Here is a 22,784-nt window from a genome sequence, read left to right on the forward strand (position 1 = left end):
TATCGTCACTTGCACGTTCGTACACAGGAAGGAGTCTGCATGGCGAGTCCCGGTTTGAAAACAGCGGTCATGCTGAGTCTGCTCACTTTGCTGACCGCCTGCGGCGAGAAAAAAGCCCCTGAGGAATACCTGCCCAGGGTCTTTGTACAGGAAGTCAAACCCACGGATTACGCCGCTGCGGTGACATTGACCGGTGACGTGCAGGCGCGCGTGCAGACCGAGCTGTCGTTCCGCGTCGGCGGCAAGATCATCCAGCGTATGGTTGATGTCGGCGACCGGGTCACCGCCAAACAAGTGCTGGCCAAGCTCGACCCCAAGGATTTGCAGACCAACGTCGATTCGGCCCAGGCCCAAGTCGTCGCTGAACAAGCCCGGGTGAAACAAAGTGCGGCCGCCTTCGTGCGCCAGCAAAAACTGCTGCCCAAGGGCTACACCAGCCAGAGCGAATACGATTCCGCCCAAGCCGCGTTGCGCAGCAGCCAGAGCGCCTTGAGCGCGGCGCAGGCGCAATTGGCCAACGCTAAAGATCAGCTCAGCTACACCGCACTGATCGCCGACGCCCCGGGCGTGATCACTGAGCGTCAGGCCGAAGTCGGCCAGGTGGTACAGGCCACGGCACCGATTTTTTCGTTGGCCCGCGATGGCGACCGTGACGCGGTGTTCAATGTCTACGAATCACTGCTGGCCGAGCGTCCTGCGGATCCCTCGATCGTCGTCAGTCTGCTCGATAACCCTGCCATCAAAACCACCGGCACGGTGCGTGAAATCACCCCGGCGGTGTCGGCGCAGTCCGGCACGGTGCAAGTCAAAGTCAGCCTCGACAGCCTGCCACAAGGGATGCAGCTGGGCTCGGTGGTCAGCGCCACCGCCAAGGGCAGCGGCAAGTCGGCAGTCGAATTGCCATGGTCGGCGCTGACTAAAAACATCAGTGATCCGGCGGTGTGGATGGTCGACGATAAAGGTGAAGCGCAGTTGCACAACGTGACCGTCGGCCGCTACCTGATCGGCAAGGTCATCATCAGCGAAGGCCTCAAGGGCGGGGAGAAAGTCATTGTCGCCGGAGGACAGTTACTGCATCCCGGCATGAAAGTCGAAATCGCTGAAAACACCTACAAGGATCTGCAACCGGGAGCACAGCCATGAAGCGTCTGGGGCTGTTATCCGTGGGTGTGTTGCTGGCGGCCTGCTCGAAAAGCGAGCCACCTCCGGAGCCGGTACGTCCGGTGCTATCGGTCAAAGTTCAAGCGTTGAGCGAGGAAAGCCTCGGGCGTTTCGCCGGCAGCATCCAGGCGCGTTATGAAAGCAACACCGGTTTCCGCGTCGGTGGCCGCATCGCCAGCCGCAACGTCGATGTCGGAACCGAAGTGCAAAAGGGCACGCTGCTCGCCACCCTCGATCCGTCTGATCAGCAGAACCAATTGCGTTCGGCCCAGGGCGACCTGGCCAGAGTTCAGGCGCAACTGATCAATGCCCAGGCCAATGCCCGCCGTCAGCAGGCGCTGTTTGATCGTGGCGTAGGGGCGCAGGCACAACTGGACATCGCCACCACAGACTTGAAAACCACCCAGGCCTCGCTGGACCAGGCACGGGCGGCGGTCAATCAAAGCAAGGACCAGCTCGGCTATACCGAACTGCGTTCCGACCATAAAGCCGTGGTCACCGCGTGGAACGCCGAAGCTGGGCAAGTGGTGACGGCGGGCCAGCAGGTCGTGACTCTGGCGCAACCGGACATCAAGGAAGCGGTGATCGATCTGCCCGACACCCTGGTCGATCAGATTCCTTCCGACGTGGTGTTTCTGGTGGCCGGGCAACTCGACCCGAGCATCAACACCACGGCAACCCTTCGCGAGATCGAACCGCAGGCGCAAAGCGCCACGCGTACTCGTCGGGCACGCCTGACTCTGGCCGAGACACCGGACGGTTTCCGCCTCGGCACGGCGATCAGCGTGACCCTCAGTTCGGCGATCAAACCGCGCATCGAATTGCCGGCTACCGCTTTGCAGGAGGTCGACGGCAAACTACGGATCTGGGTCATCGACACTCAGAGCAAAACCGTCAGCCCCCGCGACGTCAGCGTGATCAGCCGCACCGACAGCAGCGTAGTGCTCGCGGGCGGCGTGAAGAACGGCGAGCGCGTGGTCAGCGCCGGCGTCAACAGCCTCAAACCCGGACAATCGGTAAAACTTGACGAGGACAGTCAATGAAAGGCTCTTTCAACCTCTCCGAATGGGCCCTCAAGCATCAGTCATTCGTCTGGTACCTGATGTTCGTCGCGTTGCTGATGGGCGTGTTCTCGTACTTCAATCTGGGCCGCGAAGAAGATCCGTCGTTCACCATCAAGACCATGGTGATCCAGACCAAATGGCCGGGCGCGACCCAGGAAGAAACCCTCGCGCAGGTCACCGACCGCATCGAGAAAAAACTCGAAGAACTCGACTCCCTCGACTACGTGAAAAGTTACACGCGCCCCGGCGAATCGACGGTGTACGTGTACCTGCGCGACACCACCAGCGCCAAGGACATCCCGGAAATCTGGTACCAGGTGCGCAAGAAGATCGACGACATTCGCGGGCAGTTCCCCAAAGGTATTCAAGGGCCCGGGTTCAACGACGAGTTCGGTGATGTGTTCGGCTCGGTCTACGCCTTCACCGCCGACGGCCTGACCATGCGCCAGTTGCGCGATTACGTAGAACAGGCGCGGGCCGAGATCCGCAATGTACCTGGGCTGGGCAAGATCGAAATGATCGGCCAGCAGGACGAAGTGATTTATCTGAACTTCTCTACTCGCAAACTGGCGGCGTTGGGTATCGATCAGCGTCAGGTTGTGCAGAGCCTGCAATCGCAGAACGCCGTGACCCCGGCCGGTGTGATCGAGGCCGGCCCTGAGCGGATTTCCGTGCGCACTTCGGGGCAGTTCGCCTCGGAAAAGGACCTGGCCGAGGTCAATCTCAAGCTCAACGACCGTTTCTATCGCTTGGCTGACATCGCCGACATCACTCGCGGTTACACCGATCCGGCTACCCCGGAATTCCGCTTCGACGGCAAACCGGCCATCGGTCTGGCGATTGCCATGCAGAAGGGCGGCAACGTTCAGGAGTTCGGCAAGGCGTTGCACCAACGCATCGATGAACTGACCGCAGACTTGCCGGTTGGCGTGGGTGTGCACACCGTGTCCGATCAGGCGGTGGTGGTGGAAGAAGCGGTCGGTGGCTTTACCAGTGCCCTGTTCGAGGCGGTGATCATCGTGCTGGTGGTCAGCTTCATCAGCCTCGGCGTACGTGCCGGCCTGGTTGTGGCGTGCTCGATTCCGCTGGTGCTGGCGATGGTGTTTGTATTCATGGAATACAGTGGCATCACCATGCAGCGGATTTCGCTCGGTGCCTTGATCATCGCCCTCGGTCTGTTGGTGGACGACGCGATGATCACCGTGGAGATGATGGTCACGCGCCTGGAAATGGGCGAGAGCAAGGAGGAGGCAGCGACGTTCGCCTACACCTCGACGGCGTTCCCGATGCTCACCGGGACGCTGGTGACGGTCGCCGGTTTCGTGCCCATCGGCCTCAACGCCAGTTCCGCCGGTGAGTACACCTACACGCTGTTTGCGGTGATTGCTGTGGCGATGCTGGTTTCGTGGGTGGTGGCGGTGTTCTTCGCTCCGGTGATCGGCGTGCACATTCTCAGCGCCAACGTGAAACCCCATGAAGCCGAGCCGGGCCGCGTCGGGCGTGCGTTCAATGGCGGTCTATTGTGGGCGATGCGCAATCGCTGGTGGGCCATCGGCATTACCGTGCTGCTGTTCGTGCTGGCAGTGTTTTGCATGCGCTTTGTGCAGAACCAGTTCTTCCCTTCCTCGGACCGGCCGGAAATTCTCGTCGACCTGAACCTGCCGCAAAACGCCTCGATCGACGAAACCCGCAAAGCCGTCGACAAGTTGGAAGAAACCCTCAAAGGCGACGCGGACATTGTGCGTTGGAGCACCTACATCGGTCAGGGCGCGATCCGTTTCTACCTGCCGCTCGACCAGCAATTGCAAAACCCGTACTACGCACAACTGGTGATCGTCAGCAAAGACTTCGAAGCCCGCGAGGCCCTGAGTCAACGCCTGCGTGAGCGCTTGCACAAAGACTTCGTCGGCATCGGCAGTTACGTCCAGGCGCTGGAAATGGGCCCGCCGGTGGGGCGTCCGATCCAGTACCGGGTCAGTGGCAAGGACATCGATCAGGTGCGCAAGCACGCCATCGACCTGGCCACCGAACTGGACAAGAACCCGCACATCGGCGAGATCATTTACGACTGGAACGAGCCGGGCAAAGTTCTGCGCATCGACATCGCCCAGGACAAGGCGCGGCAACTCGGGTTGTCCTCCGAAGACGTGGCGAACCTGATGAACAGCATCGTCAGCGGCGCGCCTCTGACCCAGGTCAACGACGACATCTACCTGATCAATGTGGTCGGCCGGGCGGTGAATTCGGAGCGCGGTACGCCGGAAACCCTGCAGAATCTGCAGATCGTTACGCCCAACGGCACGTCGATCCCGCTGCTGGCGTTCGCCACCGTGCGTTATGAACTGGAGCAGCCGCTGGTGTGGCGTCGTGACCGCTTGCCGACCATCACCATCAAGGCCTCGGTGCGCGACGAGATCCAGCCGACCGATTTGGTGAAACTGCTCAAGCCGTCGATTGATGCCTTCGCTGACAAACTGCCAGTGGGCTACAAGGTCGCCACCGGCGGTACGGTCGAGGAAAGCGGCAAGGCCCAAGGGCCGATTGCCAAGGTTTTGCCGTTGATGCTGTTTTTGATGGCGACCTTCCTGATGATCCAGTTGCACAGCGTGCAGAAGATGTTCCTCGTCGCCAGTGTCGCGCCACTGGGGCTGATCGGCGTAGTGCTGGCGCTGGTGCCAACCGGCACGCCGATGGGCTTCGTGGCGATTCTGGGGATTCTGGCGCTGATCGGTATCATCATCCGTAACTCGGTGATCCTCGTGACGCAGATCGATGAGTTCGAGCAGAAAGGCTATGCGCCGTGGGATGCGGTGGTGGAAGCGACCGAGCACCGGCGCCGGCCGATCCTGTTGACCGCGGCAGCGGCGAGCATGGGCATGATCCCGATTGCCCGGGAAGTGTTCTGGGGACCGATGGCTTACGCAATGATTGGCGGGATTGTGGTGGCGACGTTGCTGACGCTGCTGTTCCTGCCGGCGCTGTATGTGGCCTGGTACAAGATTCGCGAACCGAAGAAGGATTGAGTCAACAGCGCCCCTCACCCTAACCCTCCCGAAACGTCGGACCGCCCAAAGGGAGAGGGGACTGACCTAGGTGTCTGACGCTATCCATCGACCTGAAGGATCGGGTCGATTATGGGTTCAGCTAAGTTAGATCCGGTCGGCGTACTGCTTAAATATCCCCCAATCGGCTCCCTCTCCCTCCGGGAGAGGGCTGGGGGTGAGGGGCTTTTCTCTGACTCGACTCAAGCCTTACGCCAAACGCTGGCCAACCAAGGCTGCTGCTCACGCGGCAGCCCGGCCGGCCGATAGTAATGCTCAAGCTCGACAAACCCTGCCGCCGTCAGCAACCCTTGCCACGCCTCAAGATCGTGATACGAGCCATAGCGCGGCCCGTTCCAGCCCTCACGGTTATCCCCGCGTGGATTCGAGCTGAACAGCACGCCACCGGGCTTCAGGGCGCCATGCAATTGCTTGAGCACCCGCGACAACTCCTGCAGCGGCACATGAAACAGCACCGCATTGGCGAAGATCCCGTCGAAGCGTTCGGCCGGCAGATCCAGCTTCAGAAAGTCCTGTTGCAGCACCTCGCAGCCACTGTCCTCACGGGCCATTCGCGCAAACTCTTGCGAACCGTCGAGACCCACAGCGACATGCCCCATGCGCGTAAACGTTTGCAGATCCCGCCCTGGGCCGCAGCCAAAATCCAGAATCGTGAATGGCGCCGTGCCCTGAATATGCCGCAGCAACGCATCAATGTTCTGGCTGACATCGTGATCGCGGGTGCCTTCACGGAAGTCTTCGGCCACTGAGTTGTAATGGCCGAGGGTGGTCGCGGTGATCTGTTCGAGATCGGTGGGGGTCTGCTTCATGGTCGGGATACGCGGGCAATTGGGATTTGCCGAATATACGCCATCGGGTTCGGGGCTGCTGCGCAGCCATTCGCGAGCAGGCTCGCTTGTATGGTAGGACTTGAAGGGAGGAGGAGGGACAAGGCTCGATTCTGACTGTTGACGCAGCACAGACCGTGGGAGATTTCGCCCCTCCTCCTTTCACCCAAGCGCCGATAAAGAATGCATCTGGCTAGACCGACGATAGGAACAAGCCTGCGCCTCTGGGTGAGCCCTTCAAGTGCTCAAACCTTATCCCGGAGGAAATCCTGTGGTAATGCCAGTCGCTCTATCAAATCCGATCGTTGGCGTGGATGTCGCCAAAAATGAACTGGTGATTTATCAGGCCGATAGCGATCTGCTTGAAGCGATTCCCAACACCAAAACATCCATTAAGCAGTGGCTGAAGGCCTTGCTCGGCCCCGTGTCTATTGCCATTGAGGCTACAAACATCTACCACTTGGAATTCGCTGATTTGGCCTATGCGGCCGGTTGCACGATTTACATGGTGGGCGGCTATGAACTCAAACATTACCGCGAAGGCGTGAAGATCCGCGCCAAAACCGACGCCTTGGACGCCAAGTTGCTGGCCCGTTACCTGAAGAACGAAGCCGAGGAGTTGCGCCCCTGGACCCCGCCATCACCGCTGTACCGCCAGCTCCTGAGCCTTTTCCGCCGCCGCGCGGCTTTGGTCCAGGCAAGGGTCGGCCTGGTGCAGAGCTGGTCGAATGAGCCGCTATTGAAGGCAGCTTTTGCTGAACAAATAAAATCCATGCAGCGGCTTGAAACGATGATCGAAAAGACGATCAACGATCAGCTCAAACAAGCCGGTTTGCTCGGCCAATTGAAGCGTTGCCTGAAAGTTGAGGGCATTGGATTTCTGACCGGAGCGCGCCTGCTCACGGCGTTTCAGCGGGGGGAATTTAGCAACGCGGATGCGTTTATCGCCTTCCTGGGCATGGATTTAAGGGTATCGAAATCAGGGCAAAAGGACGGTCGCCGCAGCTTGACCAAGCGCGGAGACCCCGAGGCCCGCCGACTTTTGCACAACGCTGCGATGTCGGCTAGCCGTACGAAAGCCTGGAAAGGGTTTTACGAGGCCCAAAGAGCACGGGGTTTCAGCACCACGCAGGCGTTGGTGATGCTGGCTCGCAAACTTGCTCGGGTGGTATTCGCCTTGCTGAAAGGGCAAAGCGAATACCAGACAAAAGTCAGTTGAGGGCTTCCCCTCAACCATAGAATCTCCCACAGGGAAACACATTCCAAATGTGGGAGCGAGCCTGCTCGCGAAAGCGGGTTCAGAGGCGCCGCATGATTCCGGATGAGCTCAGCGCTTGTTCAACCCCCGCGCCAAGCGATCCCCACCCAACTGAATCACCGCGACCAACGCCACCAGCAACACAATCACCGTCAACATGATCTGGCTGTCAAAGCGCTGATAGCCGTAGCGATAAGCGATATCCCCCAAGCCACCGGCACCAATCGCCCCGGCCATGGCCGAGGAGTTGATCATCGTCACTAGCGTAATCGTGAAACCGCCGACAATCCCCGGCAGCGCCTCGGGCAATAGCACATGCCAGACAATGTGCCAACGCCGGCAACCCATCGCCTGCGCGGCTTCGATCAAACCATGATCGACCTCACGCAGGCTCACTTCGGCAATCCGCGCAAAGAACGGCGTCGCCGCAATCGTCAGCGGCACCACGGCCGCCCAGACACCGTAGGTGGTGCCGACAATCAACCGGGTAAACGGAATCAGCGCGACCATCAGAATCAGAAACGGGATCGAGCGGAACAGGTTCACGAACGCGCCCAAGGCACGGTTCAACACCGGCGCTTCATAGATGCCGCCCTTGTCGCTGGTGACCAGGATCACCGCCATGGGAATCCCCACCAGCAAGGCGATCAGCGACGACACGCCGACCATCAGAAACGTGTCGATAAAACCCTGCAACAAGCGATCAAACCACATAACCCAGTACCTCCACCCGTTGCGCCCAAGGCGTGGCGCGCTCGCGCAGTTGCTCGGCGCTGAACGAAGAGCCGCTCACCGCCAGCAATAGTTGCCCCAGCGCATGCCCCTGAATCCGTTCGACGCCGCCCTGAAGCAGCTTCACCCGGCCACCCAATGCAGCGAACAGTGCCGCCAGATCCGGCTCGTCACTGGCGCTGCCGGTGAACTGCAAACGCAGCACCACAGCGGCGTCGGAGGAGGGCGCTTGAGCTTGCAAGCGGCTCTGCAACTCCTCCGGCAACGCGTGTTGCAGCGGCGCGAGCAAGGTCTGGCTGACCTCATGCTGTGGATTGCCGAACACTTCCCAGACCGGGCCTTGCTCGACAACTCGCCCGTGTTCAAGCACGACAACGCGGGCGCAGATTTCGCGGATCACTGCCATCTCATGGGTAATCAATACGATGGTCAGGCCCAGGCGTTGGTTGATCTCACGCAGCAAGCCGAGGATCGACTGCGTGGTTTCCGGATCAAGGGCCGAAGTCGCTTCGTCGCAGAGCAAAATATCCGGGTCGTGCACCAGCGCACGGGCGATGCCGACGCGTTGTTTCTGCCCACCGGAAAGCTGCGCCGGATAAGCCTTGTGCTTGCTTTGCAGACCGACCAGTTCGAGCAATTCACGGACTTTTTTGTCGCGCTGCTCTTTTGCTACGCCCGCGACTTTCAGCGGCAATTCGACGTTCTGCCAAACGGTCTTGGCCGACATCAGATTGAAGTGCTGAAAAATCATGCCGATGCGCCGGCGAAGGGCGACCAGACGGTCTTCATCGAACTCGCCGATGTCGACCTGATCGATCAGAACGCGCCCGGACGTCGGCTGTTCCAAACGATTGATCGTCCGAATCAGCGACGACTTGCCGGCACCGCTGCGGCCGATGATGCCGAACACTTCCCCGCGCTGAATCGCCAGATCGATGCCTTGCAACGCGGCGACCGGGCCCTGCCGGCCGTTGTAGGTTTTGCCCAGGCCGATGAAGCGTACATGGGCGCGATTCAGCTCGGGGTGCAGCTCGGTTTTTTCAGCATGGTGTGGCTCTGGAATCTCCAGTCGCCGTTGGATCGCGGCCGTCATGCTCAGCTTTCCCAACCGGCTTGATACAGCTTGCCGTGGGCCTTATCCAGCGCCGCGCGAACAACCGGCGAATGCTGGTAAATGTCGACGAATTTGATCAGGCGCGGGTCGGTTTTGCTTTTCGGCTGGATGACGAACTGGATCACGTATTCCTTGTGGTCGAGACCGTCGAACAGCAGTGCCGAACCGGCATCGAAAGTCTTCGCCAGACGAATGTAGGCCGGGTAGCCCTGGACCAGATCGGCGTCGTCATAGGCGCGTACCAATTGCACGGCTTCGACTTGGAGGATTTTGATTTTCTTCGGGTTGGCGACGATATCGTCTTCAGTAGCCTTGTAGCCGACGCCCGGCTTCAGCGTGATCAAACCGGCCTTGGCCAGCAATTGCAAACCACGCCCGCTGTTGATCGGGTCGTTGGCGATGGCGACGCTGGCGCCTTCGGGCAACTCATCAAAGCTTTTGTATTTTTTCGAATAGAGACCGACGTTGTTGATGATCCCCGGTGCGAACGGCACCAGATCAAAACCCGAGGCGGCTTTGGCGTTTTCGAGGAACGGGATGTGCTGGAAGTAGTTCACGTCGATGTCGCCGGCGGCGAGGCTGACGTTGGGTGCGATCCAGTCAGTGAACTCCACCAGCTCGACGTTCAGGCCTTGTCTGGAGGCTTCTTCTACAGCGGCTTCCAGCGGGATGGCGAAGGCTGCGGTGGTGCCGATTTTCAGCGGAGCGTCGGCGGCGAAAACGGCCGAGCTGAACAGGCCGAGGGCCAGGGCCAGTGCTTTGACTGGGTGGGACAGGCGTTTCTTGGTCATGATGGTTTTTCCAGTCAGTGCATTAATTTTGTGGTGTCGGGTCGGGCCTCATCAGTGGCAAGCCAGCTCCCACAGGTTTTGTGAACGCCACAGACCCTTGTGGGAGCTGGCTTGCCAGCGATGCTTTTAGCGGCGGAACGCTGCGCCGGTGTGTTGCTCGGGCAACTGCGCTTCGCTGTGAAACAGCTTCTCGCGCAAGCTGCCGCTGTCATACGCGGTCTTGTACGACCCACGCCGCTGCAGCTCCGGAACCACCAGCTCGATAAAATCGACATAGCTTTCCGGCGTGACAATGCGGGTCAGGTTGAAACCATCCAGGCCGGTCTCGGCGATCCACGATTCCAGCTCATCTGCCACTTGATCAACCGAACCGACCACGGTGATGTAGCGGCCACCGAGGGCATGCTGGTCGAGCAATTTGCGCCGGGTCCAGTCGTTGTTCTGCAGGTTTTTGGTCGCCGACTGAATGGCGTTGCTCTTCACGTATTGGATCGGTTCGTCGATCTCGTATTGGGAAAAGTCGATGCCGGTGGAGGCGGAAAAATGCGCCACGCCGGCTTCGGCGCTGGCGTAGCTCAGATACTCGGCGTGCTTGGCCCACGCGGCTTCTTCGGTCGCGCCGACGATCACGTTGAGGCCCATGAACACCTTGATGTCCTCAGGATTGCGCCCGGCCTCGACGGCGCTGGCGCGCACCTTGTCGACCTGAACCTTGGTCGACGGTTTGTTCTGGCCGCTGATGAACACGCACTCGGCGTGACGCCCGGCGAACAGCAAACCGCGCTCAGAACTGCCGGCCTGAAACAGCACCGGTGTGCGCTGTGGCGACGGCTCACAGAGGTGATAGCCCTCGACCTGATAGAACTCGCCCTTGTGCTCGACCTTGTGCACTTTTTCCGGGTTGGCGTAGATCCGCTGCTCACGGTTATTCAGTACCGCGCCGTTTTCCCAACTGCCTTCCCAGAGTTTGTAGAGCACCTCCAGGTACTCGTCGGCCTGGTCATAACGACGGTCATGCTCGACCTGCTCGCTCAGTCCCATGGCTTTCGCGGCGCTGTCGAGATAGCCGGTGACAATGTTCCAGCCCACTCGACCACGGCTCAAATGATCGAGCGTCGACATGCGCCGGGCGAACAGATACGGCGGTTCGTAGGTGAGGTTGGCGGTCAAGCCGAAACCGAGGTTTTTGGTCACGGCAGCCATCGCTGAAACCAGCAATAACGGATCGTTGACCGGTAACTGGATCGACTCTTTCAACGTCACGTCCACCGAGTTCTGATAGACGTCATACACGCCGACGATGTCAGCGATGAACAAGCCGTCGAACAGTCCGCGCTCCAGCAGTTGCGCCAGTTCGGTCCAGTATTCAATGGTGTTGTAGCGCGTTGAGGTATCGCGCGCATGCGTCCACAGGCCATGGTTGATGTGGCCGATGCAGTTCATGTTGAACGCATTGAGCAGGATCTTCTTTTTCGCCGCGCTCATCAGATCGTCCCTCGCAACGGAGGGTTTTCATCGTTGAGGTAGTAGTTGCCCACCGCGTGATATTTCCAGCGCACCGGGTCGTGCAAGGTGTGCACGCGGGCGTTGCGCCAGTGGCGGTCGAGGCCGTGTTCGATCAGTGTCGCCTGGCTGCCGGCCAGTTCGAACAGCGTGCTGCCGGCGGCCAAAGAGATTTCAGTGCTGATCGCCCGTGCTTCGGCGACGGCAATCGAAGCGGCAGCGACGGTTTCTGCGCTGGTCCCGGCTTGCGCTGCGTCGAGGAATTCGCCGGCGCGTTCAAGCAACGCCTCCGTGGCGTGCAGGCGAATGCTCAAGTGGCCGAAGCTCTTCAACGTCAGCGGGTCTTCGGTGGCTTTGTCGTTGCCGGAATCGATCCACGGCCGCGTCTTGCTGCGCACAAAGTGCAGGGCGTCTTCGTAAGCGGCGCGGGCAATACCGGTGTCGATGGCGGCGTGAAGGATCTGCGCCAGCGGGCCGACGGTGGTTGGACGTTCAAAGGCGCTTTGAAACGGCAGCACGTCTTCAGCCGCGACGTACACATCTTCGAACACCACCGAACCGCTGCCGGTGGTGCGCTGGCCGAAGCCGCTCCAGTCGTCGATCACGGTCAGGCCTTTGCTGTCACGCGGAACGAAGGCCAGTTGCTGCACACCGTTTTCATCGACAACGGAAGTTGGAATGCGCTGGGCATAAATCGCGCCGGTCGCATAGAACTTGCGGCCGTTGATGCGATAGCCGTCACCATCACGCTTGAGGCTGGTGACGCGGTCGTGAGCGGTTTTCGTACCTAGTTCCGCCAAGGCGTTGCCGAAGCGTTGCCCGGCCAGCACTTCGGCATAAAGCCGTTGTTTCTGCTGGTGACTGCCGTTAACCCGCAGCACTTCCAGCGCGTAAAAATGATTTTGCGGAATCTGCCCGAGCGAGCCGTCGGCTTGAGCGATCAGCGCGATGACTTTGGCCAAAGTCACGTTGGACACGCCAGCGCCGCCGTATTCCTTCGGTACGCTGATGCCCCACAGACCCGAGCGGGAAAACACGTCGAGTTCCGGCAGAGGCAGGCGGCGTTCACGGTCGCGCAGGGCGCTGTCGCGTTTGAAATCTTCGGCCAGGTCGCTGGCGACGATCAGGGCTTGCTCATCGCTGGTGATGACCGCGACGTGATGGGAAAGCGTCATGTTTTTCTCCAGATGTCTGGTCGTCAGATCCAGGAATGGCGAGCAGGCAAAGTGCCGTTGAGGCGATAGGCGCCGACCGCGTGATATTTCCAGCGCACCGGGTCGTGCAACGTGTGCACGCGGGCGTTGCGCCAGTGACGGTCGAGGTTGAATTCGGCGAGGGTGGCGCGGCTGCCGGCCAGTTCGAAAAGCTTTTCACTGGCCAACAGCGAGATCTCGGTAGTCAGCACTTTCGCCTCCGCCACGGCGATAGAAGCGCGTGCGGCGGACTCGGCGGTGATCGGCGCGGCGTGCACTTGATCGAGCACTTTGCCGGCCTTGCGCAGCAGCGCTTCGGCGGCGTGCAGTTCGATTTTGAGTTTGCCGATATCGGCGATGACATAAAGATCATCGCTGGCGCGATCAACCTTGGCGTCGATCCACGGCCGTGCGCGGGTTTTGATGAACTCAATGGCGTCATCAATGGCGCCACGGGCGATGCCGGCGTCGATCGCGGCTTGAATCAGCTGCGACACCGCGCCTTGGGTGTTCGGGGTTTCGTTGATCTTCCAGTTGTCGACCACCAGGCTCGATTCGACACGCACGTTGTTCAGCAGAATCGTACCGCTGGCGGTGGTGCGTTGACCGAAGCCCGACCAGTCATCAACGATGCGCAGCCCCGGCGTGCCGCGACGGACGAAGGCCAGTACTTGCTTGCCGTCATCGTTGAGCGCTTTCACCGCAACCCAATGCGCAAACAGTGCGCCAGTGGAGTAGAACTTCTGGCCGTTGATCACGTAATCATCGCCATCGGCGGTGATCCGCGCTTTCAGTTCCAGGGTGTTTTTGGTGCCGCGCTCAGGACCGGCGTTGCCGATGCGCCAGCCTTCCAGAACGCTCTGGAATAGCTGTTGTTTCTGCGCTTCGGTGGCGCTGCCGAGTACCAGATTGATGATGCCGAACTGGTTCTGCGGGATCTGCCCCAACGCCGGGTCGGCGGCGGAGATGATCGCGAACACTTCGGCCAGAGTGACGAATGAAACCTGCGGGCCACCGTATTCGCGCGGGATGGCGATGCTGCCTAATCCGCTGCGGGTGAACTGTTCGATTTCCGACCACGGCAGCTTGCGCTGACGGTCGCGTTTCGCGGCCTGCACGCGGGCGACTTGTGCCAGCTCTTGGGCGGCGTTGATGGCTTGGGCGTCGTTGCGCAAGACCTGCGCAGGCAACAACAACGGGGCGATGTCCAGATCAGACTGGACGTTTGCATCTGCCAGACTGGACATCAGTGCCGCTCCTTGGCTGCACGCAATGCCCTGGCGATCTGCACTGGGGTGATTGTGTTCCGGACCATGCTACCTACCTCACATCTCATGAAAAACGCCGCAAAAGTGCGGCGAACGAATGAATGTCCGGTGGTCCGGTTTATATACCCTAAACGTGTATAAATATTAAATAAACTAACTTTTAGGAATATGCATAGAAGAGGTGATGGTCGGGTTGGTTAAGAATTTTTTTGCGGCTGGAATGATCCGGTGGCGAGGGCGCTTGCTCTCTCGCCACAGGGGCATTGTGTTCAGGGCTTGCGGGATTCGGCGGCTTTGAGTTCGGGCATGAGCGGGACTTTCAGATAAGGATTTGCGCAGCCGATTTTCAATGTGCGGGGCGGTGCCCAGCGGGAGTTGTTGCCGACCCGATCGAGAATGCAATACGTCACGTCCAGGCGCAGATCCTCGCCTGCTTCGACGATCACCGACGGCGGTACCCAGACCTGAATCGGCAAGCCGATATCTGCGGCGGTGACCGGTGCCAGATCCATGCGCACGTCACCCCAGCGCAAGGTGATGGCGTCATCCTCGGCCATGTTCAGGTACGGCTCGATGGTCAGCGGCACACCGCGTTTAATCTGGTTCGGATTGACGCCCTGACGGCGTATGGCGTCGGGGATGGCAACCGGGGCCAGTTGCTGATTTTCGTCTGCGCTCAGCGCCGTGGGTTGCCCGCCGGGGCAGTCCAGTTTGACCTGTACGCGCGTCGCCGCCGAAAACGCCGGCCCCTGACCGACCTGCATCACCCGGTAGTGGATGCGCGCGGTGCCGTTGGTGATGAAGCTTTCCGGCACCCTTAGGCTGACGGCTATGCCGACGTCATCCGCCGTCAGCACTTTGGAAGCGACATAGCATTTGTTCCAGAACAGCTCGATGAGATCGCCGCTGTCCATATCAGGGTAGGGCGACACCTCGATCAAGAGGTGTGCGGCGGCAGCCAGATTGATGCCGGTTTTTTGCGCTGGCGCGAGGGTCGGCGCTGCCAGTTCGGGGGTGTGCGAAGTGCGGGTCATCGATTTCTCTCCTTGAAGCCTTGCAGCGAAGTCCGTTTCTGAAAGAACAAAAAGCGTGAATAAACTGGCAATAAAGCTTTGGGCTTTTATTCAAGTTGAAGACGGGGTGGTTAAACTAGTTGATGCCGGTTGCCGACTAGATAAGAGTCTGCGGGATGGGGTGTCAATAGACGATATTAGTTAATCCGTGAATTACGAATTAATCAGAAGTTTCCTACGCTGTCGCGGCCATATGCCTAAGTGATCAGGCGAAATGAGCCACGGGACACAGGGCTTTCTCGGCGTTTTATGCGCGGATTTATTTGAGCACTATCATTTCAGGTGGCAGGGGAGGAGGCGGGTGTTATCTGTTGCAGAACATATATATGTACTGTTTGGGATATGTTTTGTTTGAATGAGACTGAAGGGGGTAAATGTTTTATAAAGGAAACTTCCGTCCGTGGAAGTTATCGGTGATGCAATAAAAGTTCTCAGGCGTGATTCAGGAACTTGCTGAGAAACTGTTTAGTGCGTTCTTCTTTCGGATTGGCAAACAATGCCTTCGCTTCACCTTGTTCGACGATCACGCCTTTATCGAAAAACACCACACGGTTGGCCACGTCACGAGCAAAACCCATCTCGTGGGTGACGATCACCATAGTGCGTTTTTCTTCAGCCAGGCCACGAATCGTCGCCAGCACTTCGCCGACCAGCTCCGGGTCAAGCGCCGAAGTCGGCTCGTCGAAGAGGATCACTTCCGGTTCCATCGCCAGCGCCCGGGCGATCGCTATGCGCTGTTGCTGACCACCAGAGAGACGACGTGGATAAGCGTCTTCTTTGCCGGCGAGTCCGACTTTGGCCATGAGCTTTTTGCCCAAGGCAATGGCGGCTTCGCGTGGCATCTTCTTGACCACAACCGGGCCTTCGATGACGTTTTCCAGTGCGGTGCGATGGGGGAACAGGTTGAAGTTCTGGAACACGAAGCCCACGTGCTGGCGCAGGTTGCGCACCAGACTTTGCTGCTGGTTCAGCGGGCGGCCGGTATCGATTTCGATATCGCCGACCTTGATCCGGCCGCTTGTGGGTTGTTCAAGGAAGTTCAGGCAGCGCAGGAACGTCGTTTTCCCCGAACCGCTGGGGCCGATGATTGCGACGACTTCGCCTTCCTTCACCTCGAGGTCAATGCCGTTGAGCACGACCTGACCCTTGAATTGCTTGGTCAGTTTTTCCACGACAATCATGGGGTCAGGACTCCTGGTCGTGCCGATTGACCCGCTCTTCCAGCTTGTTTTGCAGGTGCGCGAGCACCGAGGCCAGAATCCAGTAGAGCAGTGCGGCACTAAGGTACATGGTGAAAATTTCGAAGTTACGTGCGCTGATCAACTGCGCCTGACGTAACAACTCCGGCACCTGGATAGTGGCGGCCTGTGCAGTGTCCTTGACCAGTGAAATGAAGCTGTTGCCGAGCGCCGGTAATGCCGTACGCATCGCTTGCGGCAAGATGGCCCGCCGCAGGGTTTGCGCGCGGGTCATGCCAATGCTCGCGGCGGCTTCCCACTGACCGCGTTCGATCGAGCTGATCGAAGATCGCAGGATTTCACAAATGTAGGCCGCCATGTTCAGCGAAAGGCCGATCAGGGCAGCCGGGATCGGATCGAGTTCGATCCCCACCTGTGGCAAGCCGAAATAGATCACGAACAGTTGCACCAGCAACGGCGTGCCGCGAAAAAACGACACGTAGATGCGGGCAATCCAGTTCGCCACTTTGAAGCGCGACAGACGCATCAACGCCAGGCTGAAGCCGAGCAGGAAGCCGAAGAACATGCCACCGAGGCTGAGGATGACCGTGAAGTACATGCCCTTGAGCAAAAAGGGCATGGCCTCCCGTACGATTTGGAAAGTTGCTTCCATTATTTAGTGACGTCAGCGCTGAAGTATTTTTCCGAAAGCTTGGCCAGCGTGCCATCGGCGCGCAGCTTTTCGATAGCCTTGTTCACTGCAGCCAACAGTTCAGGCTCGCCTTTACGCAAGGTAACGCCAGCTTCCTGACGAGAGAACGGTTCGCCTGCGGCAGTGGTGTCCTTGGCTTTGCGGGCGTATTCCAGTGCGGCCAGACGGTCGATCAGGATGGCGTCGATACGGCCGACACGCAGGTCCTGGAATTTAGTCGGATCATCTTCATAAGTGCGCACGTCAGCGGTCGGCACGTTGGCTTTGACCCACTGCTCGTAGTTGGTGCCCAGGCCCACGCCGACTTTCTTGCCACCCAGATCGGCAGCGGATTTGATGTTCAGGTCGGCGGCTTTCTTGGTCAGCACCAGCGCCTGAATCCCGGAAACTGTGTACGGCTCGGAGAAGTCATACTTCTTCTTGCGCTCTTCGGAAATGGTCACCTGGTTGATCACTGCATCCAGACGCTTGGACTCAAGCGCCGCGAGGATGCCGTCCCACTTGGTGGTCTGCAGTTTGACCTTCACACCCAGCTCTTTGGCCAGCGCCTCAGAGAATTCAACTTCGAAACCGGACAGCTTGCCGTCGGCATCAACGAAGCTGAACGGTGGGTAAGTGCCTTCCAGGCCGACGTTGATAACGCCTTTGTCCTTGATCTGTTGCAACTGTTCACCGGCCACTGCCTGGCCGATCAGGCCGGCGCTCAGCGCAAGGCCCAGCGAACCCACCAGCAGATTGCGACGTAGTGCGGAAAAATTCATGACAAGCCCCTGTGTTTTCTTATGGAAGACGCTTAAGGAAAGTTGGCGAATTGGTGATTCGGACGACAGCGCTATCCTGCCTTAAAGCAGCTTATGCGTCTCTCGCGAAATTCGCCTGCGGCGAGACTATAAGATGTCTGCGTTAGACTTGAAAATACTTAATATTTGAAATGTTATTCTTTATTGGAATATGTATTGTCTGTGGAAAAAGATCGCAGCCCGCGGCAGCTCCTACATGAGATCACTTGTAGGAGCTGCCGTTTTGATCTTCTGTTACAGGAAATCCTTGTAGGCAAACAACGCTGGCGCGCCACCGGTGTGCAGGAAGATGATCGGGCCTTCATCAAAGCGCTGACGACCAATCCCGTCGAGTAAACCTGCCATGGCCTTGCCGGTGTAAACCGGATCAAGCAACACCGCTTCCTGACTCGCCAGCAGCTTCAGCGCCGCCAGCGTCCCGGCATTCGGCTCGCCATAACGCGGGCCGAAATATTCGTCCCACAACTCGACCTTGAAGCTGGCCGGCAGTTCGACGCCGAGCAGCGCCGCCGTGCGTTCGGCAAGTCCCTGAACCTTCGGTCGCTGATCTTCTTCACTGCGCGAAACCGTCACGCCAATCACCGGCAATTGCGGCAACACTTCGCTCAACGCCAATGCCAGACCGCTGTGCGTCCCGGCACTGCCCGAGGCCAACACCACGGCGGCGAAATTCAGGCCGGTGTCGTTGATCTGCTCGGCCAGTTCCAGACCGGCGCGCACATAGCCCAACGCACCGAGCGCATTGGAGCCACCAATTGGCACCAGATACGGCTTCTTGCCGTTGCTGCGCAGGCGGGCGGCGAGGGCGGTCAGTTGTTCGTCGGCGTTGTCGAGGTTGTCGACCAGTTCGACTTTGGTGTCGAACAGATCCAGCAGCAGGCGGTTGCCGTTGCCGGTGTAATTGCTGTCGTCAGTGCCCAGCGGATTTTCCAGCAGCGCCACGCAACCCAGGCCCAATTTGGCGGCCAGTGCGGCGGTCTGGCGAACGTGGTTCGATTGCAGCGCGCCGGCGGTGATCAGCGTGTCGGCGCCTTGCGCGAGAGCGTCGGCAGCGAGGTATTCGAGTTTGCGCAATTTGTTGCCGCCCATGGCCAGCGGCGTCAGGTCATCGCGCTTGATGTACACCTCGCGGCCAAGCCAGGTGGACAGGCGTTCGAGTTTTTCCAGCGGCGTTGGGTGGTTGAGCAGGTCGAGACGGTTAAAGCGGTCCAGCTGTTGTTTGATCATGGGTCCGTACTGGCGGAGGAAGATGAAAGGACTATAGGCACGCGCTTTTGCAGGGGCAACCGTGAATCGCTTATAGCCAAATGAACTGAGGCCAGCACTATCGGTTCTTAATTCGCCCTCGTAAGCATGCCGTAAAGTAGGCGCCGTTGACGCGGCCAGACAGTCCGGCCGCCCGTGAGGAGTCTTTACCGTGAGCGAGCGTTCCAGCCATTGGCAATTGCAGACCATCGTCAGTCAACTGCGCAGCGCGCGGGATCAGTGGCGGGCACAGAACGGCCGGGCGTCCGGCGAGCAGGGCGGTCGCGAGTTGCCGTCCCGTGCAGCGATGGCGGAGATTCTTGAAGCATTGTGTGGCGCGTTGTTCCCGATGCGCCTGGGCCCGGTTGACCTGCGCGAAGAGAGTGAAGATTTCTACGTCGGCCACACCCTCGATGTCGCGCTGAATGCGTTGCTGGCGCAGACCCGCCTGGAGTTGCGTTACGTCGCCCGCCACAGCGCGCAGGCTGACACCGAAGTCGAAGCCCGCGCGATTCAGATCGTACAAGATTTCGCCCTCGCACTGCCGGGCCTGCGCACGCTGCTCGACACCGATGTGCTGGCGGCCTATCACGGTGATCCGGCGGCACGCAGTGTCGACGAAGTGCTGCTGTGCTACCCGGGGATTCTCGCGGTGATTCACCATCGCCTCGCGCACCATTTGTATCGCGCCGGTTTGCCGTTGCTGGCGCGGATCAGCGCGGAAATCGCCCATTCGGCGACCGGTATCGATATCCATCCGGGTGCGCAGATCGGCCGTAGCTTCTTTATCGATCACGGCACGGGCGTGGTGATCGGCGAGACGGCGATCATTGGTGAGCGCGTGCGGATTTATCAGGCGGTGACGTTGGGCGCCAAGCGTTTCCCGGCAGATGAAGACGGGCAGTTGCAGAAGGGCCATCCGCGCCATCCAATTGTTGAAGACGATGTGGTGATTTATGCCGGGGCGACGATTCTCGGGCGGATCACCATTGGCAAGGGGTCGACCATTGGCGGCAATGTGTGGCTGACGCGGAGTGTGCCGGCGGGGTGCAATCTGACCCAGGCGAATCTGCAGCATGATGACGGGACGCAGAAGTAGGCTCTGAAATTGCGTTGCGGCATCTGGCCTCTTCGCGAGCAGGCTCGCTCCCACACTGGAATGCGTTTCAAATGTGGGAGCGAGCCTGCTCGCGAATGATTTTCAGACCAAATCAAGATAATGGCAATCAGCCAATTCTCCAGTGAACGAATACCCTCAAACCCACGTCATACCCATCCTTGAGCTAGCGTAGGAAAACTACCGCCTAGCCGTACGATTAGTCCTTGCCACCCTATCCATGTTTAACTTGAACGTTCATTCAAGTTAAACCGGTGGTTCGCTGCCCGCTCACAACAGGAGGCTTGCCTTTGCTGAGTCCGATCATTTCAGCCACGTTTCAACCCCTCGAGGTGCACGTTTCATGAGTGCATCGTCTACCCCCGCCAGCGGTCTGGTACGCATGAATCCGCCGGTGTTCTACTTCGCCGCGACGGTCATTCTGCTGTTTGGTCTCGTTGTCATCGCCATGCCGGAGCAGGCAGGCGCCTGGCTGCTGGAAGCGCAAAACTGGGCGGCCAATACGGTCGGCTGGTACTACATGCTCGCGATGACCCTGTATCTGGTCTTCGTGGTGGTCACCGCCTTATCCGGCTACGGCAAGATAAAACTCGGTGCCGACCACGACGAGCCCGAATTCAGTTACTTGTCCTGGGCCGGCATGCTGTTCGCCGCCGGGATCAGCATCACGCTGTTCTTCTTCTGCGTCTCTGAACCGCTGACCCATATGCTCCAGCCGCCGCAAGGCGAGGCGGGCACGGCGGATGCGGCACGTCAGGCGATGCAGATTCTGTTTCTGCACTGGGGCCTGCATGGCTGGGGCGTGTTTGCCTTCGTCGGCATGGCGCTGGCCTACTTCGCCTACCGCCACAACCTGCCGCTGGCGCTGCGCTCGGCGCTGTATCCGCTGATTGGCAAACGCATCAACGGCCCGATTGGTTACGCAGTGGACGGCTTCGGCATCATCGCCACGGTGTTCGGTCTGGGCGCCGACATGGGTTTTGGTGTGCTGCACCTCAACTCCGGTCTCGACTACCTGTTCGGCATCGCTCACACCCAGTGGATTCAAGTCGGTCTGATCACGCTGATGATGGGCGCGGCGATCATCGTTGCCGTCTCCGGCGTCGATAAAGGCGTGCGTGTGATGTCCGACATCAACATGCTGCTGGCCTGTGCGCTGCTGCTGTTCGTGTTGTTCGCCGGGCCTACCCAGCACCTGCTCAACACCTTGATCCAGAATCTTGGCGACTACCTCGGCGCCTTGCCGATGAAGAGTTTCGACCTCTACGCCTACGACAAACCGAGCGACTGGCTCGGCGGCTGGACAGTGTTTTACTGGGCCTGGTGGATTGCATGGTCGCCGTTCGTGGGCCTGTTCATCGCCCGGATTTCCCGTGGCCGGACCATCCGTGAATTCGTTTTCGGCGTGCTGCTGATTCCGCTCGGTTTTACCCTCGCGTGGATGTCGATTTTCGGCAACAGCGCGCTGGATCAAGTGCTCAACCACGGCATGAGCGCGCTGGGCATGTCGGCCATCGACAATCCGTCGATGAGCATTTACCTGCTGCTGGAAACCTACCCGTGGAGCAAAACCGTCATCGCCGTGACGGTGTTTATCAGCTTCGTGTTCTTCGTGACGTCTGCCGACTCCGGCACCGTGGTGCTCTCGACCCTGTCGGCCAAGGGTGGCAACCCAGACGAAGACGGGCCGAAATGGCTGCGAGTGTTCTGGGGCGCGATGACGGCGCTGATCACCAGTGCGTTGCTGTTCTCCGGCAGTATCGATGCGCTGAAATCAGCGGTAGTGCTGACCTCGTTGCCGTTCTCGTTGATCCTGCTGTTGATGATGTGGGGCTTGCACAAGGCGTTCTATCTGGAGTCGCAGAAGCAGATCGCGCAGTTGCACTCGCTGGCACCGGTCTCCGGTTCACGGCGCGGTACGGGCGGCTGGCGTCAGCGGCTGAGTCAGGCGGTGCACTTCCCGTCGCGTGACGAGGTGTACCGCTTCATGGACACCACGGTACGCCCGGCAATTGAAGAAGTGACGGCGGTGTTCGTTGAAAAAGGCCTCAACGTGGTCACCCAGCCGGATCCGGCGAATGACAGCGTCAGCCTCGAAATCGGCCATGGTGATGCGCATCCGTTCATCTATCAGGTGCAGATGCGCGGCTACTTCACGCCGTCGTTCGCGCGTGGCGGGATGGGCTCGAAGCAGCTCAACAATCGTCGCTATTACCGCGCCGAAGTGCATTTGAGCGAGGGCAGTCAGGACTACGATCTGGTCGGCTACACCAAAGAGCAGATCATCAACGACATCCTCGACCAGTACGAACGGCACATGCAGTTCCTGCACTTGGTTCGTTGATCGGCGCCTGAGCGTCGGGTCCGTTCAGGACTCGGCGCTTAGCACCATGAACAACACCATCGCCGCCATCGGTATGCCGAACACCGCACTGCCAATCACAATTTCCGAACCTAGCGGCTGGCCCGCATGCACCACTCCCACGGCGCCATTAATCATCGTCAATGCCAGCCACAGGGCGGCGAAGCCGTAGGCCATGGTCTGGCGGCTGAAGCCGATGCGCTCGCCGATGTAGAGCATCAGAGCGAGCAGGACCAGGCCGAAGAAAATGATGATGGCAGTGTGCATGGCGGGTTCTGTCTGGTGAAGGTGCATTGCCTGAATAATCGCTTTCGCGAGCAGGCT

At 59.4% G+C, this 22,784-nt stretch carries 19 protein-coding genes; 6 read left to right on the top strand and 13 right to left on the bottom strand.

Annotated elements, in window-relative coordinates; translation table 11 throughout:
* The first annotated feature begins 39 nt into the window (after positions 1–39).
* From J0G10_RS02165 to J0G10_RS02175, 3 genes are read left to right on the top strand one after another with little or no spacing between them, the layout of a single operon-like run.
* On the top strand, positions 40–1,143 hold the full coding sequence (locus J0G10_RS02165; RefSeq protein ID WP_220557296.1) for an efflux RND transporter periplasmic adaptor subunit: 1,104 nt from the start codon (positions 40–42) through the stop codon (positions 1,141–1,143).
* A complete protein-coding gene (locus tag J0G10_RS02170) occupies positions 1,140–2,204 on the top strand; it encodes an efflux RND transporter periplasmic adaptor subunit (protein WP_095047077.1) in 1,065 nt (354 codons plus the stop codon). The genes J0G10_RS02165 and J0G10_RS02170 overlap by 4 nt, the downstream gene beginning before the upstream one ends.
* A complete protein-coding gene (locus J0G10_RS02175) occupies positions 2,201–5,248 on the top strand; it encodes an efflux RND transporter permease subunit (protein ID WP_095125259.1) in 3,048 nt (1,015 codons plus the stop codon). Before J0G10_RS02170 ends, J0G10_RS02175 begins: the two co-directional genes overlap by 4 nt.
* A 221-nt stretch (positions 5,249–5,469) precedes the next feature.
* On the opposite strand, the gene J0G10_RS02180 is transcribed toward J0G10_RS02175, so the two are convergent.
* On the bottom strand, positions 5,470–6,096 hold the full coding sequence (locus J0G10_RS02180; protein WP_095047079.1) for a class I SAM-dependent methyltransferase: 627 nt from the start codon (positions 6,094–6,096) through the stop codon (positions 5,470–5,472).
* Positions 6,097–6,391: 295 nt separating this feature from the next.
* Here J0G10_RS02180 and J0G10_RS02185 point away from each other — a divergent pair, with 295 nt between their 5' ends.
* Positions 6,392–7,333 carry an IS110 family transposase gene (locus tag J0G10_RS02185; RefSeq protein ID WP_220558825.1) on the top strand — a complete coding sequence of 314 codons (942 nt, stop codon included), beginning with the start codon at positions 6,392–6,394 and terminating at the stop codon, positions 7,331–7,333.
* A 108-nt stretch (positions 7,334–7,441) separates the two neighbouring features.
* Here J0G10_RS02185 and J0G10_RS02190 read toward each other — a convergent pair whose 3' ends face one another.
* From J0G10_RS02190 to J0G10_RS02240, 11 genes are all read right to left on the bottom strand, one after another.
* The gene (locus J0G10_RS02190) at positions 7,442–8,086 is read right to left on the bottom strand and encodes a methionine ABC transporter permease (protein ID WP_034151854.1); all 645 of its coding nucleotides are present in this window, start codon (positions 8,084–8,086) and stop codon (positions 7,442–7,444) included.
* Positions 8,076–9,197, bottom strand: a complete 1,122-nt coding sequence (locus J0G10_RS02195; protein WP_095125260.1) for a methionine ABC transporter ATP-binding protein — start codon at positions 9,195–9,197, stop codon at positions 8,076–8,078. The genes J0G10_RS02190 and J0G10_RS02195 overlap by 11 nt, the downstream gene beginning before the upstream one ends.
* A gap of 2 nt (positions 9,198–9,199) precedes the next feature.
* Positions 9,200–10,009, bottom strand: a complete 810-nt coding sequence (locus tag J0G10_RS02200; RefSeq protein ID WP_220557298.1) for a MetQ/NlpA family ABC transporter substrate-binding protein — start codon at positions 10,007–10,009, stop codon at positions 9,200–9,202.
* Positions 10,010–10,135: 126 nt separating this feature from the next.
* A complete protein-coding gene (locus J0G10_RS02205) occupies positions 10,136–11,494 on the bottom strand; it encodes an LLM class flavin-dependent oxidoreductase (protein WP_220557299.1) in 1,359 nt (452 codons plus the stop codon).
* Complete coding sequence (locus J0G10_RS02210; RefSeq protein WP_095125262.1) at positions 11,494–12,687, bottom strand: SfnB family sulfur acquisition oxidoreductase; 1,194 nt, start codon at positions 12,685–12,687, stop codon at positions 11,494–11,496. The genes J0G10_RS02205 and J0G10_RS02210 overlap by 1 nt, the downstream gene beginning before the upstream one ends.
* 23 nt (positions 12,688–12,710) lie before the next feature.
* Positions 12,711–13,952, bottom strand: coding sequence for an SfnB family sulfur acquisition oxidoreductase (locus J0G10_RS02215; RefSeq protein ID WP_095047084.1), 1,242 nt, complete (start codon positions 13,950–13,952; stop codon positions 12,711–12,713).
* A 290-nt stretch (positions 13,953–14,242) separates the two neighbouring features.
* Positions 14,243–15,007, bottom strand: coding sequence for a hypothetical protein (locus J0G10_RS02220; RefSeq protein WP_220557301.1), 765 nt, complete (start codon positions 15,005–15,007; stop codon positions 14,243–14,245).
* Between the two features lie 470 nt (positions 15,008–15,477).
* Positions 15,478–16,227 (bottom strand): L-cystine ABC transporter ATP-binding protein TcyN, encoded by a 750-nt coding sequence (gene tcyN, locus J0G10_RS02225; protein ID WP_095125265.1) that lies wholly within the window; start codon positions 16,225–16,227, stop codon positions 15,478–15,480.
* Positions 16,228–16,231: 4 nt separating this feature from the next.
* Complete coding sequence (tcyL, locus tag J0G10_RS02230) at positions 16,232–16,897, bottom strand: cystine ABC transporter permease (RefSeq protein WP_095047087.1); 666 nt, start codon at positions 16,895–16,897, stop codon at positions 16,232–16,234.
* On the bottom strand, positions 16,897–17,697 hold the full coding sequence (tcyJ, locus tag J0G10_RS02235) for a cystine ABC transporter substrate-binding protein (RefSeq protein ID WP_095047088.1): 801 nt from the start codon (positions 17,695–17,697) through the stop codon (positions 16,897–16,899). Before tcyJ ends, tcyL begins: the two co-directional genes overlap by 1 nt.
* 273 nt (positions 17,698–17,970) lie before the next feature.
* Positions 17,971–18,963, bottom strand: a complete 993-nt coding sequence (locus J0G10_RS02240) for a D-cysteine desulfhydrase (protein ID WP_095047089.1) — start codon at positions 18,961–18,963, stop codon at positions 17,971–17,973.
* 190 nt (positions 18,964–19,153) lie between these two features.
* On the opposite strand from J0G10_RS02240, the gene epsC reads away from it, so the two are divergent.
* Positions 19,154–20,080 carry a serine O-acetyltransferase EpsC gene (gene epsC, locus J0G10_RS02245; protein ID WP_016983653.1) on the top strand — a complete coding sequence of 309 codons (927 nt, stop codon included), beginning with the start codon at positions 19,154–19,156 and terminating at the stop codon, positions 20,078–20,080.
* A 400-nt stretch (positions 20,081–20,480) separates the two neighbouring features.
* The gene (betT, locus tag J0G10_RS02250; RefSeq protein ID WP_163030199.1) at positions 20,481–22,442 is read left to right on the top strand and encodes a choline transporter BetT; all 1,962 of its coding nucleotides are present in this window, start codon (positions 20,481–20,483) and stop codon (positions 22,440–22,442) included.
* Between the two features lie 24 nt (positions 22,443–22,466).
* Here betT and J0G10_RS02255 read toward each other — a convergent pair whose 3' ends face one another.
* Positions 22,467–22,727: a hypothetical protein gene (locus J0G10_RS02255; RefSeq protein WP_095047091.1), complete on the bottom strand. Its 261-nt coding sequence runs from the start codon at positions 22,725–22,727 to the stop codon at positions 22,467–22,469.
* Between the last annotated feature and the right edge of the window lie 57 nt (positions 22,728–22,784).

This window comes from Pseudomonas germanica (assembly GCF_019614655.1).
Lineage (GTDB): Bacteria > Pseudomonadota > Gammaproteobacteria > Pseudomonadales > Pseudomonadaceae > Aquipseudomonas > Aquipseudomonas neuropathica.

Coding starts and splice junctions, on each gene's coding strand:
- J0G10_RS02165 (WP_220557296.1), top strand. CDS start 40: ATGGCGAGTCCCGGTTTGAAAACAGCGGTCATGCTGAGTCTGCTCACT.
- J0G10_RS02170 (WP_095047077.1), top strand. CDS start 1,140: ATGAAGCGTCTGGGGCTGTTATCCGTGGGTGTGTTGCTGGCGGCCTGC.
- J0G10_RS02175 (WP_095125259.1), top strand. CDS start 2,201: ATGAAAGGCTCTTTCAACCTCTCCGAATGGGCCCTCAAGCATCAGTCA.
- J0G10_RS02180 (WP_095047079.1), bottom strand. CDS start 6,096: ATGAAGCAGACCCCCACCGATCTCGAACAGATCACCGCGACCACCCTC.
- J0G10_RS02185 (WP_220558825.1), top strand. CDS start 6,392: ATGCCAGTCGCTCTATCAAATCCGATCGTTGGCGTGGATGTCGCCAAA.
- J0G10_RS02190 (WP_034151854.1), bottom strand. CDS start 8,086: ATGTGGTTTGATCGCTTGTTGCAGGGTTTTATCGACACGTTTCTGATG.
- J0G10_RS02195 (WP_095125260.1), bottom strand. CDS start 9,197: ATGACGGCCGCGATCCAACGGCGACTGGAGATTCCAGAGCCACACCAT.
- J0G10_RS02200 (WP_220557298.1), bottom strand. CDS start 10,009: ATGACCAAGAAACGCCTGTCCCACCCAGTCAAAGCACTGGCCCTGGCC.
- J0G10_RS02205 (WP_220557299.1), bottom strand. CDS start 11,494: ATGAGCGCGGCGAAAAAGAAGATCCTGCTCAATGCGTTCAACATGAAC.
- J0G10_RS02210 (WP_095125262.1), bottom strand. CDS start 12,687: ATGACGCTTTCCCATCACGTCGCGGTCATCACCAGCGATGAGCAAGCC.
- J0G10_RS02215 (WP_095047084.1), bottom strand. CDS start 13,952: ATGTCCAGTCTGGCAGATGCAAACGTCCAGTCTGATCTGGACATCGCC.
- J0G10_RS02220 (WP_220557301.1), bottom strand. CDS start 15,007: ATGACCCGCACTTCGCACACCCCCGAACTGGCAGCGCCGACCCTCGCG.
- tcyN (WP_095125265.1), bottom strand. CDS start 16,227: ATGATTGTCGTGGAAAAACTGACCAAGCAATTCAAGGGTCAGGTCGTG.
- tcyL (WP_095047087.1), bottom strand. CDS start 16,897: ATGGAAGCAACTTTCCAAATCGTACGGGAGGCCATGCCCTTTTTGCTC.
- tcyJ (WP_095047088.1), bottom strand. CDS start 17,697: ATGAATTTTTCCGCACTACGTCGCAATCTGCTGGTGGGTTCGCTGGGC.
- J0G10_RS02240 (WP_095047089.1), bottom strand. CDS start 18,963: ATGATCAAACAACAGCTGGACCGCTTTAACCGTCTCGACCTGCTCAAC.
- betT (WP_163030199.1), top strand. CDS start 20,481: ATGAATCCGCCGGTGTTCTACTTCGCCGCGACGGTCATTCTGCTGTTT.
- J0G10_RS02255 (WP_095047091.1), bottom strand. CDS start 22,727: ATGCACACTGCCATCATCATTTTCTTCGGCCTGGTCCTGCTCGCTCTG.